Genomic DNA, 16,201 nt, shown 5'->3' on the forward strand with positions numbered 1-16,201 from the left:
ATGCTCTCCTTTATTTTAATCAAATACCGCGCAGTGAGATCTCTCCACCGATATAAGGTTTAACTACCCCATTCTGTTCAAGCAACAAAGCTCCCTGCGGATCAATTCCGCGCTCAATACCATGAATTTCCTGGTCACCGATGAGTAATTTAACCTGACGATCGAGAAAATTATCTAAACCACGCCAGCGGGGAATAAAAGGCGCTAATCCTTCGAGTTCGAAATGTAACAATGCTGACCTTAACTCTTTCAGCAGCGTCGCTGTGAGTTCATTGCGGTCAATATTAACACCCGCCTCCTGCAAATTTATCCATCCCTGAGTAATGGTGTCAGAAGCCGGTTCACGCATTCTGAGGTTAATGCCCGCACCGATAACCAGCTGTGCTGCATCGCCAGTTTTACCTGTCAGTTCAACCAGTATCCCGGCCAGCTTACGGTCATTAAGATAAAGATCATTTGGCCATTTCACCCGAACATCTTTAGCCCCAAGGCGCTGAAGCACTTCAGCCATGACAATTCCGATAACCAGGCTTAGCCCCATTGCGGCGGCAGGCCCCTGTTCCAGTTTCCAGTACATAGAAAGATAAAGATTACTGCCAAAAGGTGAGAACCATTTTCGCCCGCGTCGTCCCCGGCCGGCCTGCTGATATTCCGCAACACATGCGTCGCCAGAGCTTAATTCGCCAATTCTGTCCAAAAGATACTGATTGGTTGAATCAATAACGGACAGAACCCTGACCTGACCCGCCGGGAGACGTGCGAGGATTTTCTCCTCATCGAGCAGTTGGATAGGCGATGGCAGACTATAACCTTTGCCGGGCACTGTAAATATATCAACCCCCCAGTCCCGTACTGTCTGGATGTGTTTATTAATCGCTGCTCGGCTCATGCCCATGGCCGTACCTAACTGCTCACCGGAATGAAACTCGCCATCAGCCAAAAGAGATATCAATTGCAGAGGAACAGTAATATCTTTCATGATAGCGCTCCCACAGCGTCCACTTCACCCTTCGCGGCGATAAAACGAACCTCTGGTTCAAGCCAGATACCAAATTTTGCTGCCACTGCATCACGTACATATTTAGCCAATGCACGTACATCAGCGCTGCTCGCATGATCTTTATTAATCAGCACTAACGCTTGTTTATCGTGCACGGCTGCGCCACCAACGGAGAAACCTTTCAAACCAGCCTGTTCAACCAACCATCCGGCAGCCAGTTTAATTTGCCCATTAGCTTGTGGGTAAGACGGCATAGAAGGATATTTGCTGCTGATGTTCTCTGCCACAGAAGAGTCAACCGCAGGATTTTTGTAGAAACTCCCCGCATTGCCGGTAACGGCGGGGTCAGGTAATTTGCTCTGACGCATCGCGCAGACTAAATCAAAGATTTGACGGGGAGTCACAGTCTCAGGATCCAGACGAGTCAGATCCCCATAAGTCAATTTCGGCTGCCATTGTTTTGTCAGCTTCAGGCCTACGGCAATAATGGCATACCCTTCTTTATAGGAATGTTTAAATATGCTCTCGCGATACCCAAACTGGCATTCTTCGGATTGCAAGCGTATGACCTTTTCACTCTGCAGATCCAAAACATCCACATAACCACAGATACTCTGCAATTCGATTCCATATGCGCCTATGTTTTGAATAGGAGCAGAACCTACACATCCGGGAATTAAGGCAAGATTCTCCAGACCCGGAATATTATGCTCTAATGCATAACAAACCAATTGATGCCAATTCTCGCCAGCCCCCACATGCAGTTGCCATTCCTCTGCGTTTTCAGCCCGCTCAATACCTTTTATCCGGTTCAGCACTACTGACCCTGCGAAATTCTCCAGGAAAAGAACGTTACTTCCTTCACCTAACAGCAAAAAAGGCTGCTCTTTTTCCTTCGCTGATTTCCATGCCCCTATGAGTTGTTCAGTATTCTCGGCATGGATGATTTCAGCAGCATAAGCCGCCAGAGAAAAAGTATTCAGGGACTGAAGAGAAGTGTCGCCAATCGACATAGCAATATTACTCATGAGTGACTTATTTGTGCTTAGTTTAACCGATCCGATACCCTGTTACGCAGAGTTTTATGAGTTGGAATGGGGACTCAAAACCGATAAATGGTGTGTATACAGAGACCTAAATTTTTCCAGATTTCCCACAGCCAAAAGCCCCGCACTTGCGTGCGGGGCTTTTGGCTTTATTTGATGCCTGGCAGTTCCCTACTCTCGCATGGGGAGACCCCACACTACCATCGGCGCTACGGCGTTTCACTTCTGAGTTCGGCATGGGGTCAGGTGGGACCACCGCGCTACTGCCGCCAGGCAAATTCTGTTTCATTCATACCGCGTCGTGTCATAATTTCTCATCACACGCCGCCATACGAACCAATACCGGAACAATTCGCTGAAAATCTACTCTCTCGAGTCTGTCTCTCAAATCAAAAACACCTTCGGTGTTGTAAGGTTAAGCCTCTCGGGTCATTAGTACTGGTTAGCTCAATGCATCGCTGCACTTACACACCCAGCCTATCAACGTCTTAGTCTTAAACGTCCCTTCAGGTGGCTTAAAGCCACAGGGAAGACTCATCTCGAGGCAAGTTTCGCGCTTAGATGCTTTCAGCGCTTATCTTTTCCGCATTTAGCTACCGGGCAATGCCATTGGCATGACAACCCGAACACCAGTGATGCGTCCACTCCGGTCCTCTCGTACTAGGAGCAGCCCCTCTCAATCTTCCAACGCCCACGGCAGATAGGGACCGAACTGTCTCACGACGTTCTAAACCCAGCTCGCGTACCACTTTAAATGGCGAACAGCCATACCCTTGGGACCTACTTCAGCCCCAGGATGTGATGAGCCGACATCGAGGTGCCAAACACCGCCGTCGATATGAACTCTTGGGCGGTATCAGCCTGTTATCCCCGGAGTACCTTTTATCCGTTGAGCGATGGCCCTTCCATTCAGAACCACCGGATCACTATGACCTACTTTCGTACCTGCTCGAGCCGTCACTCTCGCAGTCAAGCTAGCTTATGCCATTGCACTAACCTCACGATGTCCGACCGTGATTAGCTAACCTTCGTGCTCCTCCGTTACTCTTTAGGAGGAGACCGCCCCAGTCAAACTACCCACCAGACACTGTCCTCACCCCGGATTACGGGGCCGAGTTAGAACATCAAACATTAAAGGGTGGTATTTCAAGGTTGGCTCCACGCAGACTGGCGTCCACGCTTCAAAGCCTCCCACCTATCCTACACATCAAGGCTCAATGTTCAGTGTCAAGCTATAGTAAAGGTTCACGGGGTCTTTCCGTCTTGCCGCGGGTACACTGCATCTTCACAGCGAGTTCAATTTCACTGAGTCTCGGGTGGAGACAGCCTGGCCATCATTACGCCATTCGTGCAGGTCGGAACTTACCCGACAAGGAATTTCGCTACCTTAGGACCGTTATAGTTACGGCCGCCGTTTACCGGGGCTTCGATCAAGAGCTTCGCCTTGCGGCTGACCCCATCAATTAACCTTCCGGCACCGGGCAGGCGTCACACCGTATACGTCCACTTTCGTGTTTGCACAGTGCTGTGTTTTTATTAAACAGTTGCAGCCAGCTGGTATCTTCGACTGGCTTCAGCTCCGGGAGCAAGTCCCTTCACCTACGCGCCAGCGTGCCTTCTCCCGAAGTTACGGCACCATTTTGCCTAGTTCCTTCACCCGAGTTCTCTCAAGCGCCTGAGTATTCTCTACCTGACCACCTGTGTCGGTTTGGGGTACGATTTCGTGTTACCTGGAGCTTAGAGGCTTTTCCTGGAAGCATGGCATCAGCTACTTCACCACCGTAGTGGCTCGTTATCACGCCTCAGGGTTGATATGCAACCGGATTTACCAGGTCACACCCCCTACACGCTTGAACCGGGACAACCGTCGCCCGGCCAGCCTAGCCTTCTCCGTCCCCCCTTCGCAGTAACACCAAGTGCAGGAATATTAACCTGCTTCCCATCGACTACGCTTTTCAGCCTCGCCTTAGGGGTCGACTCACCCTGCCCCGATTAACGTTGGACAGGAACCCTTGGTCTTCCGGCGTGCGGGTTTTTCACCCGCATTATCGTTACTTATGTCAGCATTCGCACTTCTGATACCTCCAGCAGACCTCACAGTCCACCTTCGACGGCTTACAGAACGCTCCCCTACCCAACAACGCATAAGCGTCGCTGCCGCAGCTTCGGTGCATGGTTTAGCCCCGTTACATCTTCCGCGCAGGCCGACTCGACCAGTGAGCTATTACGCTTTCTTAAATGATGGCTGCTTCTAAGCCAACATCCTGGCTGTCTATGCCTTCCCACATCGTTTCCCACTTAACCATGACTTTGGGACCTTAGCTGGCGGTCTGGGTTGTTTCCCTCTTCACGACGGACGTTAGCACCCGCCGTGTGTCTCCCGTGATAACATTCTTCGGTATTCGTAGTTTGCATCGAGTTGGTAAGCCGGGATGGCCCCCTAGTCGAAACAGTGCTCTACCCCCGAAGATGAGTTCACGAGGCGCTACCTAAATAGCTTTCGGGGAGAACCAGCTATCTCCCGGTTTGATTGGCCTTTCACCCCCAGCCACAAGTCATCCGCTAATTTTTCAACATTAGTCGGTTCGGTCCTCCAGTTAGTGTTACCCAACCTTCAACCTGCCCATGGCTAGATCACCGGGTTTCGGGTCTATACCTTGCAACTTGACGCCCAGTTAAGACTCGGTTTCCCTACGGCTCCCCTATTCGGTTAACCTTGCTACAAAATATAAGTCGCTGACCCATTATACAAAAGGTACGCAGTCACCCAACAAAGTAGGCTCCCACTGCTTGTACGTACACGGTTTCAGGTTCTATTTCACTCCCCTCGCCGGGGTTCTTTTCGCCTTTCCCTCACGGTACTGGTTCACTATCGGTCAGTCAGGAGTATTTAGCCTTGGAGGATGGTCCCCCCATATTCAGACAGGATGTCACGTGTCCCGCCCTACTCATCGAACTCACAGCCTGTGCATTTTTGTGTACGGGACTATCACCCTGTACCGTGCGACTTTCCAGACGCTTCCACTAACACACAAACTGATTCAGGTTCTGGGCTCTTCCCCGTTCGCTCGCCGCTACTGGGGGAATCTCGGTTGATTTCTTTTCCTCGGGGTACTTAGATGTTTCAGTTCCCCCGGTTCGCCTCATTACACTATGTATTCATGTAATGATAATGTGCCGGAGCACACTGGGTTTCCCCATTCGGGTATCGTCGGGTATAACGGTTCATATCACCTTACCGACGCTTTTCGCAGATTAGCACGCCCTTCATCGCCTCTGACTGCCTAGGCATCCACCGTGTACGCTTAGTCGCTTAACCTCACAACCCGAAGGTGTTTCCACCGTCGCATTGCGATTATTTGAGAGACTCTGTTACAGACTAATCCACCACTCAGTACTGCTACGGAGAGTGATGTTCAGCTGTAAACTTTCAATTTTCAGCTTGTTCCGGATTGTTAAAGAGCAATATCTTAAACACGACTCGTTAAAGTCATCTTTAAGTTATTTTCTGTTCATAAAGAACAGGTGATAATGTCTTTCACACATTATCGGATTGGCGTCCCCAAGGGGATTCGAACCCCTGTTACAGCCGTGAAAGGGCAGTGTCCTAGGCCTCTAGACGATGGGGACACGAAAAATCCGTACCAGACCACATACATGGTTTGGCACTTTTCGTATCAGCGTAAGGTTGCCCTCACCGCATCAACAGGTGCTCTTGCTCATTAATTTCATCAGACAATCTGTGTGGACACTGCACAATGCGTATCTTGAGGTAAGGAGGTGATCCAACCGCAGGTTCCCCTACGGTTACCTTGTTACGACTTCACCCCAGTCATGAATCACAAAGTGGTAAGCGCCCTCCCGAAGGTTAAGCTACCTACTTCTTTTGCAACCCACTCCCATGGTGTGACGGGCGGTGTGTACAAGGCCCGGGAACGTATTCACCGTAGCATTCTGATCTACGATTACTAGCGATTCCGACTTCATGGAGTCGAGTTGCAGACTCCAATCCGGACTACGACATACTTTATGAGGTCCGCTTGCTCTCGCGAGTTCGCTTCTCTTTGTATATGCCATTGTAGCACGTGTGTAGCCCTACTCGTAAGGGCCATGATGACTTGACGTCATCCCCACCTTCCTCCGGTTTATCACCGGCAGTCTCCTTTGAGTTCCCGACATTACTCGCTGGCAACAAAGGATAAGGGTTGCGCTCGTTGCGGGACTTAACCCAACATTTCACAACACGAGCTGACGACAGCCATGCAGCACCTGTCTCACGGTTCCCGAAGGCACTAAGCCATCTCTGGCGAATTCCGTGGATGTCAAGAGTAGGTAAGGTTCTTCGCGTTGCATCGAATTAAACCACATGCTCCACCGCTTGTGCGGGCCCCCGTCAATTCATTTGAGTTTTAACCTTGCGGCCGTACTCCCCAGGCGGTCGACTTAACGCGTTAGCTCCGGAAGCCACGCCTCAAGGGCACAACCTCCAAGTCGACATCGTTTACAGCGTGGACTACCAGGGTATCTAATCCTGTTTGCTCCCCACGCTTTCGCACCTGAGCGTCAGTCTTTGTCCAGGGGGCCGCCTTCGCCACCGGTATTCCTCCAGATCTCTACGCATTTCACCGCTACACCTGGAATTCTACCCCCCTCTACAAGACTCTAGCTTGCCAGTTTCAAATGCAGTTCCCACGTTAAGCGCGGGGATTTCACATCTGACTTAACAAACCGCCTGCGTGCGCTTTACGCCCAGTAATTCCGATTAACGCTTGCACCCTCCGTATTACCGCGGCTGCTGGCACGGAGTTAGCCGGTGCTTCTTCTGCGAGTAACGTCAATCACCACACGTATTAAGTGTGATGCCTTCCTCCTCGCTGAAAGTGCTTTACAACCCTAAGGCCTTCTTCACACACGCGGCATGGCTGCATCAGGCTTGCGCCCATTGTGCAATATTCCCCACTGCTGCCTCCCGTAGGAGTCTGGACCGTGTCTCAGTTCCAGTGTGGCTGGTCATCCTCTCAGACCAGCTAGGGATCGTCGCCTAGGTGAGCCATTACCTCACCTACTAGCTAATCCCATCTGGGCACATCCGATGGCGTGAGGTCCGAAGATCCCCCACTTTGCTCTTTCGAGGTCATGCGGTATTAGCTACCGTTTCCAGTAGTTATCCCCCTCCATCAGGCAGTTTCCCAGACATTACTCACCCGTCCGCCGCTCGCCGGCAAAGTAGCAAGCTACTTCCCGCTGCCGCTCGACTTGCATGTGTTAGGCCTGCCGCCAGCGTTCAATCTGAGCCATGATCAAACTCTTCAATTAAAAGTTCGATTTGCTTCAACAAGTGAAGCGATGCTCAGAGATTACTTCGTAATAATTCAACTAAATGAATTACTGCTTGGTCACTCTAAGACTTGATATTTTTTGCCACCGAAGTGGCTGATATCGTCTTGTGAGTGCCCACACAGATTGTCTGATAAATTGTTAAAGAGCGTACGTTGCGAGACTTAACTCAGCAACGTGGGAGGCAGATAATACTCTTTCTCCCTGAAGAGTCAACCATTTTCTTTTACAAGATGCGGTGTTTTCACCGGGTTGATTCTTCCTGACTGGGCGACTTGGTTCTCGTTAGAGGAGTCGTTGTTCCCGGTCAGTGGAGGCGCATTATAGGGAGTTCTCAGAAGGCCGCAACCCCTAATTTCAAAAAACTTTCTGAATGCTTTCTTTTTGGTCTAAACGACTATTTAGCCCGCATTAGTGCGATTTTTTATACGATATTTGCCCAAAATCTTCAGCGAATTTAGCCACCTGCTGCCAGTCGGTATACTCGACTTCTTTACGGGTATCCGTTTCACCGCCAGTCATACGCATAATAAGTTGGATCATCACCTTGTCGAACCAGCGATAGCGAGGATAACGTAATGCACCCGCAAAGACGCCGCACATTGCCGGCTCCCACGGTGACGCCAGCAGGAATTTACGCACATAGGCATTCGTCTGCGGCGTACGTTTCTCGGGTTTACGCGCGGTCAGGTTAACGCCGAAAAATGCCGACGGCATGCGGTTCAATGTTTCGGCATGCTTTTTAACGAATTTATCCAGCACCGGATTAAAATGACCGTAACGTATAGAGGCACCAATCATGACCTGGTCATAGCTTTTCAGATCGACACGTTCTGCATGAGCCAGATCGACCACATCGCAGCTGCACTTCTCTTTCAGCTCATTCGCTATATAAGAAGCGATAGCATGCGTTTGTCCGTCACGACTTGAATAGAGTATCAACGCTTTCATACTGGTTTCCCTTTCCTAAAACTCATTCCCGCCAGAACGTCGGCGTGAACAGCACTAATAATGTGAAGACTTCCAGACGACCAAACAACATGGTGACGATCAGGATCCATTTCGCCACTGAGTTCATCGAAGCAAAGTTATCCGCCACAACCCCCAGGCCCGGGCCAAGATTGTTGAGCGTCGCGGTGACCGCAGCAAAAGCAGAGAAGTTATCCACACCGGTGGCCACAATCGCCAGCATGCTGACAATAAACACCAGTGCGTAAGCGGAGAAGAAACCCCATACCGCTTCAATGATACGTTCAGGCAAGGCGCGGTTGCCCAATTTGATGGTGTAAACCGCATTCGGGTGAACCAGCCTTTTCAACTCGCGGGAACCCTGTAAATAAAGCAGAAGAATACGGATCACTTTAAGACCGCCACCGGTTGAACCCGCACATCCCCCGATAAAAGCAGAGCACAGCAACAGGAGCGGCAGGAACAGCGGCCATTTGGAAATACTGTCCGTGGTATAGCCTGCCGTGGTAGCCATTGAGACCACCTGAAAGAATGCCTGATTCAGCGTTTCCAGCCCCGAACCGTAGGTATTGTGGATCCACAAAATCACCGTACAGATAATCACCAGCGTGAACTGCACGCCGATAAACATACGAAATTCCGGATCACGCCAGTACACCTTGATGTTTCGCCCGCTCAGTACGGCAAAGTGCAGGCCATAGTTACAGCCTGAAATCAGCAAGAATATCGCGACGATGGTATTAATCGTTCCGCTGTGGAAATAACCGATGCTGGCATCGTGGGTTGAGAAGCCGCCGATGGCGATAGTCGAGAAACTGTGGCTGATCGCATCAAAGACCGGCATGCCCGCGCCCCATAACGCCAGTGCACAGGCGATGGTCAGCAGCACATAGATGAGCCACAGCGTTTTTGCTGTTTCGGCGATACGCGGGCGCATCTTGTTATCTTTCAACGGCCCCGGCATTTCGGCGCGGTACAGCTGCATCCCGCCGACGCCCAATATCGGCAGAATGGCTACCGCGAGCACAATGATGCCCATACCACCAAACCATTGCAGCATCTGCCGGTAGAAAAGAATCGCTTTCGGCAAAGAATCCAGCCCGACCAGCGTGGTCGCACCCGTCGTCGTCAGGCCGGAGAAAGATTCAAAAAAAGCATCGGTAAGGGAAAGATTCGGCCGCTCGGAGAACAGAAAAGGCAATGCCCCGACGCTGCCCAGCACCGTCCAGAACAGCACCACAATCAGGAAACCTTCCCGTGGCTTCAGCTCACTTTTCTGCTTCCGGTTTGGCAGCCAGAGAAATAACCCAATCGCCAGGGCGACAAAGAAGGTCTGACTGAACGCACGCCCCGCACCATCGCGGTAAATTAAAGCGACCAGACCGGGAATAATCATCGTTCCCGAGAAAAGGATGACGAGCACCCCCACAATGCGTGTTATGGCACGAAAATGCATGCTGGTGCGTTCCTCAGCGAATTAACCATCGAAAAATTTAAGAAACCGGACGCAGGATTAGCGTGCCACGGCTGATATCGAACAAATGGCTGACGGTTGCCGGCGCATCTGCGGCAGGCAGCGCCAGAACGAGATCCACCGCCGCGCCAAACTCACTGCGTAAAATATGCCCGCCAGCGTGCGAAAGCAGCGTTTCCACCAGCTGTAACAGGCTGTAATCACACTGTACCGCGAACTCCGCCAGCGGAACCTTTTGCTGCACGATAAGTTGTTTTAATGCCTGCTGGACACCGCCGCCGTAGGCTTTCACCAACCCGCCGGTGCCCAACATAATGCCGCCGTAGTAACGCACCACAACGGCTGTGATCTCTCCCACCCTGCTTCCCATCAGCTGACTTAAGATGGGTTTACCGGCTGTGCCAGCGGGTTCGCCATCATCAGAAAAGCCCAGTTGCTGAGAATCATCCGGCACGCCAGCCACAAACGCCCAGCAGTGATGACGCGCGGCCGGGTGCTGATGTCTGACCTCCTGAATAAAGGCTTTTGCCGCTTCAACCCCTTCAGTTCTTGCCAGTAGGGTAATGAATCGACTCTTCTTTATTTCTTCACTGAAACTCACTGACTCAGCCGGGACGGAATAAGGCTGCATCAGGCCAGCTTCAGATCGCGTGTCATATTTTCGATACGGTTATCGTGGATGACAATATTGTCTTCGATACGAATGCCGCCAAATGGCTTCATCGCATCGATACGATCCCAGGCAAAGTGCTTGCTGAACTGCCCTTCGCGCCACGGTAACAGCAACGAATCGATGAAATACAGACCCGGCTCGATGGTCAACACCATGCCCGGCTCCAGCATGCGGGTACAACGCAGATAAGGATATTGCGAAGGCGCGGCCAGATGTGTCCCCGTATCGTCCTGCATAAACCCGGCGACATCGTGAACCTGTAACCCCAGCGGATGCCCCAGACCATGCGGCAGGAAAGGCCCGGTCAGGTTCTGTTCCACCATGGCGTCTTCACTGATATCCACCACCAGCTTGTGCGCTTTCAACAATTTGGCGATGCGATGATGCATCTGAACATGATAGTCGGTATAGCGCACACCGGCTTTAATCGTATCAATTAACGCCAGTTCTTCCGTGTTGAGATCTTTCACCAGTGCGGCGAAATCACTGTCCGGTTTTGCGGCATAGGTACGCGTCAGGTCGGCGGCATAACCGTTATATTCCGCACCGGCGTCGAGCAGGAAACTGTGCATTTCGGCAGGCGGTTGGTTATCGAGCGTCGTGTAATGCAGCACGGAAGCGTGTTCATTGAGCGCAACAATGTTGTCGTACGGCACATCGGTATCACGGTGACCGGTAGCAGTGAGATATGCCAGATTGATGTCAAATTCGCTCATACCGGAAAGGAACGCTTCTTTCGCCGCGCGATGACCACTGACCGCGACTTTCTGCGCTTCACGCATACAGGCCAGTTCATAATCTGTTTTGTAGGCACGATGATAATGCAGGAAATCCAGCACGGCTTTCGGGTTTACGTTCGCCGCAGGGATACCCATGCTGATCGCGCGCTCCGGACTGTAACCGATGTAACCCACACGTTTGAGATCAGCGGGCAACTGACCTTTGATATCGCCAGCATTGGCCAGCGGCGTCAGGGAAATCTCTTTCGTCCAGAAGGAATCCGGCAACGGTTCATGGCTGTGCCAGTAATCCACCGGAGAATAAAACCACAATTTCGGCGCATTCACACCATCTACCCACAACCAGCAATTTGGCACTTTGATGACCGGCACCCAGGCCTTGAACTGCGGGTTTACTTTGAAGGGATAACTGTGGTCATCAAGGAAGGTCGTCAGCAATTCACCGGAGTGAATCAGTAACGCATCAAGCTGAGAACGTTGCAGAATTTCACGGGCACGCGTCTGCAGCGTGGCGATATGTTCTTTATAAAGCGTAGTAAGCGATTCCATCCAACTGTCCTTTTTTCACCTGAAAGACGATGCAGCATCTTACCACAGCCTTACCGCGACCATAGTCCCCGAAGGTTTGTGATCTTGCCTGCAAATAAAACACATCTCATTTGCAAATTATTAACATAAAAACCACACTCCAAGTCATCTGGTCATACCAGATCATCCCCGATGATTCAGGAGAGACACATGCTCTACCAAGGCGAAACATTACATCTGCACTGGCTTGACGGCGGTATCGCGGAGCTGGTGTTTGATGCTCCAGGCTCGGTTAATAAGCTCGATACCCAAACGGTTGCCAGCCTGGGCGAAGCGATTGCAGTGCTTGAAAAGCAGTCTGAGCTGAAAGGATTGCTGCTGAGCTCGGCCAAACCTGCGTTTATTGTCGGCGCGGATATTACTGAGTTTCTGTCCCTGTTTAACGCACCAGCAGAAAAACTGCATGAGTGGCTGAATTTCGCCAACAGCATTTTTAACCGTCTGGAAGACCTGCCGGTACCGACACTTTCCGCAATCAGCGGTTACGCGCTGGGCGGCGGTTGTGAATGCGTACTGGCGACGGATTTCCGTATCAGTACCGCCGATGCGCGTATTGGCCTGCCGGAAACCAGCTTAGGCATCATGCCGGGCTTCGGCGGCTCGGTACGCCTGCCGCGTCTGATCGGCACCGACAGTGCGCTGGAAATTATCGCCGCCGGGAAAAATATCAGCGGAAAAGAGGCCCTGAAAATCGGGCTGGTGGATGCCGTTGTAGACGCCGACAAACTGCGCGATGCGGGCATTACCATGCTGAAAAACGCCGTCGACGGAAAACTGGACTGGCATAACCGCCGTGATCCGAAACGTCTGCCGCTGAAACTCAGCCAGATTGAAGCGGCGATGAGCTTCAGCGTCGCCAAAAGCATGGTCATGCAAAATGCCGGTAAACACTACCCGGCGCCAATGACTGCCGTGATAACCATTGAAGCGGCGGCGCGTCTTGGCCGTGATGAAGCCCTGCAACTGGAAACCGCCAGTTTTGTGCCGCTCGCACAATCCAAAGAAGCCCGCGCGCTGGTCAGCATTTTCCTTAACGATCAGTTTGTGAAAGGCAAAGCCAAAAAACTGGCGCAAGGCAGTGATAAACCGGCGCAGGCTGCGGTGCTGGGCGCAGGGATTATGGGCGGCGGGATCGCTTATCAGTCGGCGCTGAAAGGCGTGCCGGTGATCATGAAAGACATCAACGACCCGTCCCTGACACTCGGCATGAGCGAAGCGGCCAAGCTACTGAACAAACAACTCGAACGCGGCAAAATCGACGGTCTGAAAATGGCGAAAGTGCTGTCGACCATTCATCCGACGCTGGATTACAGCGGTATCGAACGTGCCTCCGTGGTCGTTGAAGCCGTGGTCGAGAATCCAAAAGTCAAAGCCGCCGTCCTGGCGGAAGTGGAATCGCTGCTCGATGCCGATACCGTGCTGGCGTCGAATACCTCAACCATTCCTATCGACCAACTGGCGTCCTCGCTGAAACGCCCGGAAAACTTCTGTGGCATGCACTTCTTCAACCCGGTGCATCGTATGCCGCTGGTCGAAATCGTACGTGGTGAGAAAACCTCAGACAAAACAATTTCCCGCATCGTCTCCTACGCGCTGACCATGGGGAAAACGCCGGTCGTCGTCAATGACTGCCCGGGCTTCTTCGTTAACCGCGTACTGTTCCCGTATTTCTCCGGTTTCAGCCTGTTACTGCGTGACGGTGCCGATTTCCGCCAGATAGACAAAGTGATGGAAAAACAGTTCGGCTGGCCGATGGGCCCGGCGTATCTGCTGGATGTGGTCGGTATCGACACCGCGCATCACGCACAAGCGGTGATGGCCGCCGGTTTCCCGGACCGTATGGCGCGGGATTACCGTGACGCCGTTGACGTGCTGTTTGATAACCGTCGTTTCGGTCAGAAGAATCAGCTCGGTTTCTACCGTTACAGTGAAGACAGCAAAGGCAAGCCACGCAAGGAAATCGACGAACAGGCGATCAGCCTGCTGTCCGATAACCTGAAACCGGCACATGCAGATTTCTCACCGCAGGACATCATCGCCCGCATGATGATCCCGATGATTAACGAAGTGCTGCGCTGTTTTGAGGAAGGCATCATTGCCAGTCCGGCGGAAGCCGACATGGCGCTGGTGTACGGCATCGGTTTCCCTCCGTTCCACGGCGGCCCGTTCCGTTATCTCGATACCCTCGGCACCGCCGAATATCTGAAAATGACCGAACAGTACGCCCATCTGGGGCCGATGTATCAGGCACCGGCAGGGTTACGCGCCAAAGCGCAAACCAATGAAAGTTACTATCCGGTTGCGGCTGGGCTGGAAAACCTCAGCACCGGTAATCAGGCATAAGGACCGAAATCATGGAAAACGTAGTCATTGTTGACGCAGTCCGTACGCCGATGGGCCGTTCGAAAGGCGGTGCATTCCGCCACGTCAGGGCTGAAGATCTCTCCGCACATCTGATGCGCGCCGTGCTGGCCCGCAACCCGGCGCTCAATGCCAAAGATATTGATGACATTTACTGGGGCTGCGTCCAGCAGACGCTGGAACAAGGCTTCAATATTGCCCGCAATGCGGCGCTGCTGGCAGAAATTCCGCACAGCGTACCGGCGACTACGGTCAACCGCCTGTGCGGTTCTTCCATGCAGGCACTGCACGACGCGGCGCGCGCTATTATGGTTGGCGACGCACAGGTCAGCCTGATCGGCGGCGTGGAACATATGGGTCACGTGCCGATGAATCACGGCGTGGATTTCCATCCGGGCCTGAGCAAAACTGTCGCGAAAGCGGCGGGAATGATGGGACTTACGGCGGAAATGCTGGCGAAAATGCACCAGATCAGCCGTGAAATGCAGGATGAATTTGCCGCACGCTCACATCAGCGCGCCCATGCAGCCACCGTGGCCGGGCATTTTGCCAATGAAATCGTGGCGACCGAAGGTCATAACGCCGACGGCGTTCTGATCCGTTATGATTTCGACGAAGTGATCCGTCCGGAAACGACCGTCGCCACACTGGCAGCTTTACGGCCAGCGTTCGACCCGGTAAACGGTACCGTCACGGCGGGCACTTCCTCTGCCCTCTCCGACGGCGCATCAGCAATGTTGCTGATGAGTGAATCTCATGCGAAATCTTTAGGTCTGAAAGCCCGCGCCCGTATCCGTGCGATGGCGGTCGTTGGCTGCGACCCGTCAATTATGGGTTACGGCCCGGTGCCGGCAACACGTCTGGCGCTGAAGCGCGCCGGACTGAACGTACAGGACATCGGTTTGTTCGAGCTGAACGAAGCTTTCGCCGCCCAGGCGTTGCCGTGTGTAAAAGATTTGGGACTGCTGGAAACCATGGAAGAACGCGTCAATCTGAACGGCGGCGCCATTGCGCTCGGTCATCCGCTCGGCTGCTCCGGCTCGCGTATTTCCACCACCCTGCTGAATCTGATGGAACGCCGCGACGTACAGTTTGGCGTGGCAACCATGTGTATCGGTTTGGGCCAGGGCATCGCGACCGTTTTCGAACGCGTCTGATTTGCCCGTTTATGAAAAACAAAAAAGCGGGCATTTCGCCCGCTTTCAAACTTATCGTCTTATCCGTTTTAGTTGCCGTTTTCCCGCCTGTCAGGGGCGGGCTTTTTCATGGTTCAGTCAGATGAAAGAGAAAGCATCACCAAACAGACGGTCTTCCTGCGCACCGCGCTCCGCGACAAAACGCTCACGGGCGATTTTAGCCATCTCAAAACGACCGGCGATATAAATATCGTATTCAGCCAGTGAGGAGAAATCCTGTAAAACTGCGCTCAGAACCGTGCCGCTTCTACCCTGCCAGCCATCTTCAGGCTGTTCAACCACCGGGATCACTTTCAGGTTCGGATGATTGATGCTCATCGCTTCCAGTTCGCCAAGATCATACAGATGCTTCAGCTCACGGCCGCCCCAGTAAATGGAGATATCACGATGCGGTTGTTGTTCAAGTGCGGTGATCAGAATAGAACGCACGTAAGAGAATCCGGTTCCGCCCGCAATCAGCACCAGCGGGCGCTCGCCGTCTTCCCGCAGCCAGGCATCGCCGTGCGGAATATCAACGGTGATCGCCTTTTCTTTCAAAATGCGATCCATCACGGCCATCGCGTAAAGATTCAGTTCAGACGCACCAATGTGCAGCTCAATCACGTTGTGTTGAGCCGGTGTGGAGGCCAGGGAGAACGGACGCTTGTCACGTTCATCCATCACCACCATCAGATACTGACCCGCACGGAACGAGAAAGGCGCTTCCGGAACCAGCCGGACCCGATACACCGTATCGGTTATCGCCTCAACCGAGGTCACTTTACAGCTCAATGTTGTCATGCGTTCCCTCTGTGGGTCGTCAAAGCAAAGCGTAGGA

The 16,201-nt window shown here is 52.5% G+C and carries 9 protein-coding genes, 1 tRNA gene and 3 rRNA genes; 2 read left to right on the forward strand and 11 right to left on the reverse strand.

Annotation, left to right across the window (positions count from 1 at the left end; all coding sequences use genetic code 11):
- Window positions 1-19 precede the first annotated feature (19 nt).
- From birA to pepQ, 10 genes are all read right to left on the reverse strand, one after another.
- Complete coding sequence (gene birA, locus RAHAQ2_RS20490) at window positions 20-979, reverse strand: bifunctional biotin--[acetyl-CoA-carboxylase] ligase/biotin operon repressor BirA (protein ID WP_015699044.1); 960 nt, start codon at window positions 977-979, stop codon at window positions 20-22.
- Window positions 976-2,013: a UDP-N-acetylmuramate dehydrogenase gene (gene murB, locus RAHAQ2_RS20495; RefSeq protein WP_015699045.1), complete on the reverse strand. Its 1,038-nt coding sequence runs from the start codon at window positions 2,011-2,013 to the stop codon at window positions 976-978. Before murB ends, birA begins: the two co-directional genes overlap by 4 nt.
- A 191-nt stretch (window positions 2,014-2,204) precedes the next feature.
- A 5S ribosomal RNA gene (gene rrf, locus RAHAQ2_RS20500) occupies window positions 2,205-2,320 on the reverse strand.
- A gap of 137 nt (window positions 2,321-2,457) precedes the next feature.
- Window positions 2,458-5,365, reverse strand: a 23S ribosomal RNA gene (locus tag RAHAQ2_RS20505).
- Window positions 5,366-5,600: 235 nt separating this feature from the next.
- A tRNA-Glu gene (locus RAHAQ2_RS20510) sits at window positions 5,601-5,676 on the reverse strand.
- A 143-nt stretch (window positions 5,677-5,819) separates the two neighbouring features.
- Window positions 5,820-7,362, reverse strand: a 16S ribosomal RNA gene (locus tag RAHAQ2_RS20515).
- Together the 16S, 23S and 5S rRNA genes with 1 tRNA gene alongside form the textbook arrangement of a ribosomal RNA operon.
- 432 nt (window positions 7,363-7,794) lie before the next feature.
- Complete coding sequence (gene hemG, locus RAHAQ2_RS20520; protein WP_015699046.1) at window positions 7,795-8,334, reverse strand: menaquinone-dependent protoporphyrinogen IX dehydrogenase; 540 nt, start codon at window positions 8,332-8,334, stop codon at window positions 7,795-7,797.
- Between the two features lie 22 nt (window positions 8,335-8,356).
- Window positions 8,357-9,808: a Trk system potassium transporter TrkH gene (trkH, locus tag RAHAQ2_RS20525; RefSeq protein WP_015699047.1), complete on the reverse strand. Its 1,452-nt coding sequence runs from the start codon at window positions 9,806-9,808 to the stop codon at window positions 8,357-8,359.
- 37 nt (window positions 9,809-9,845) lie between these two features.
- Window positions 9,846-10,457 carry an IMPACT family protein gene (locus RAHAQ2_RS20530; protein WP_015699048.1) on the reverse strand — a complete coding sequence of 204 codons (612 nt, stop codon included), beginning with the start codon at window positions 10,455-10,457 and terminating at the stop codon, window positions 9,846-9,848.
- A complete protein-coding gene (gene pepQ / locus RAHAQ2_RS20535) occupies window positions 10,457-11,788 on the reverse strand; it encodes a Xaa-Pro dipeptidase (protein ID WP_015699049.1) in 1,332 nt (443 codons plus the stop codon). The genes RAHAQ2_RS20530 and pepQ overlap by 1 nt, the downstream gene beginning before the upstream one ends.
- 189 nt (window positions 11,789-11,977) lie before the next feature.
- Between pepQ and fadB the strand changes: the two genes are divergently transcribed.
- Together fadB and fadA are read left to right on the forward strand one after the other, a co-directional pair.
- Entirely contained in the window at window positions 11,978-14,170 is a 2,193-nt protein-coding gene (gene fadB / locus RAHAQ2_RS20540; protein WP_015699050.1) for a fatty acid oxidation complex subunit alpha FadB, read from the forward strand.
- Between the two features lie 11 nt (window positions 14,171-14,181).
- Window positions 14,182-15,345, forward strand: a complete 1,164-nt coding sequence (fadA, locus tag RAHAQ2_RS20545; RefSeq protein WP_015699051.1) for an acetyl-CoA C-acyltransferase FadA — start codon at window positions 14,182-14,184, stop codon at window positions 15,343-15,345.
- 117 nt (window positions 15,346-15,462) lie between these two features.
- Here fadA and fre read toward each other — a convergent pair whose 3' ends face one another.
- Window positions 15,463-16,164: an NAD(P)H-flavin reductase gene (gene fre / locus RAHAQ2_RS20550; protein ID WP_015699052.1), complete on the reverse strand. Its 702-nt coding sequence runs from the start codon at window positions 16,162-16,164 to the stop codon at window positions 15,463-15,465.
- Between the last annotated feature and the right edge of the window lie 37 nt (window positions 16,165-16,201).

This window comes from Rahnella aquatilis CIP 78.65 = ATCC 33071, from assembly GCF_000241955.1.
Classification (GTDB): domain Bacteria; phylum Pseudomonadota; class Gammaproteobacteria; order Enterobacterales; family Enterobacteriaceae; genus Rahnella; species Rahnella aquatilis.

What these genes read in the sequence shown, in the direction of transcription:
- birA (WP_015699044.1), bottom strand. Translation starts at nt 979, where the DNA reads ATGAAAGATATTACTGTTCCTCTGCAATTGATATCTCTTTTGGCTGAT.
- murB (WP_015699045.1), bottom strand. Translation starts at nt 2,013, where the DNA reads ATGTCGATTGGCGACACTTCTCTTCAGTCCCTGAATACTTTTTCTCTG.
- hemG (WP_015699046.1), bottom strand. Translation starts at nt 8,334, where the DNA reads ATGAAAGCGTTGATACTCTATTCAAGTCGTGACGGACAAACGCATGCT.
- trkH (WP_015699047.1), bottom strand. Translation starts at nt 9,808, where the DNA reads ATGCATTTTCGTGCCATAACACGCATTGTGGGGGTGCTCGTCATCCTT.
- RAHAQ2_RS20530 (WP_015699048.1), bottom strand. Translation starts at nt 10,457, where the DNA reads ATGCAGCCTTATTCCGTCCCGGCTGAGTCAGTGAGTTTCAGTGAAGAA.
- pepQ (WP_015699049.1), bottom strand. Translation starts at nt 11,788, where the DNA reads ATGGAATCGCTTACTACGCTTTATAAAGAACATATCGCCACGCTGCAG.
- fadB (WP_015699050.1), top strand. Translation starts at nt 11,978, where the DNA reads ATGCTCTACCAAGGCGAAACATTACATCTGCACTGGCTTGACGGCGGT.
- fadA (WP_015699051.1), top strand. Translation starts at nt 14,182, where the DNA reads ATGGAAAACGTAGTCATTGTTGACGCAGTCCGTACGCCGATGGGCCGT.
- fre (WP_015699052.1), bottom strand. Translation starts at nt 16,164, where the DNA reads ATGACAACATTGAGCTGTAAAGTGACCTCGGTTGAGGCGATAACCGAT.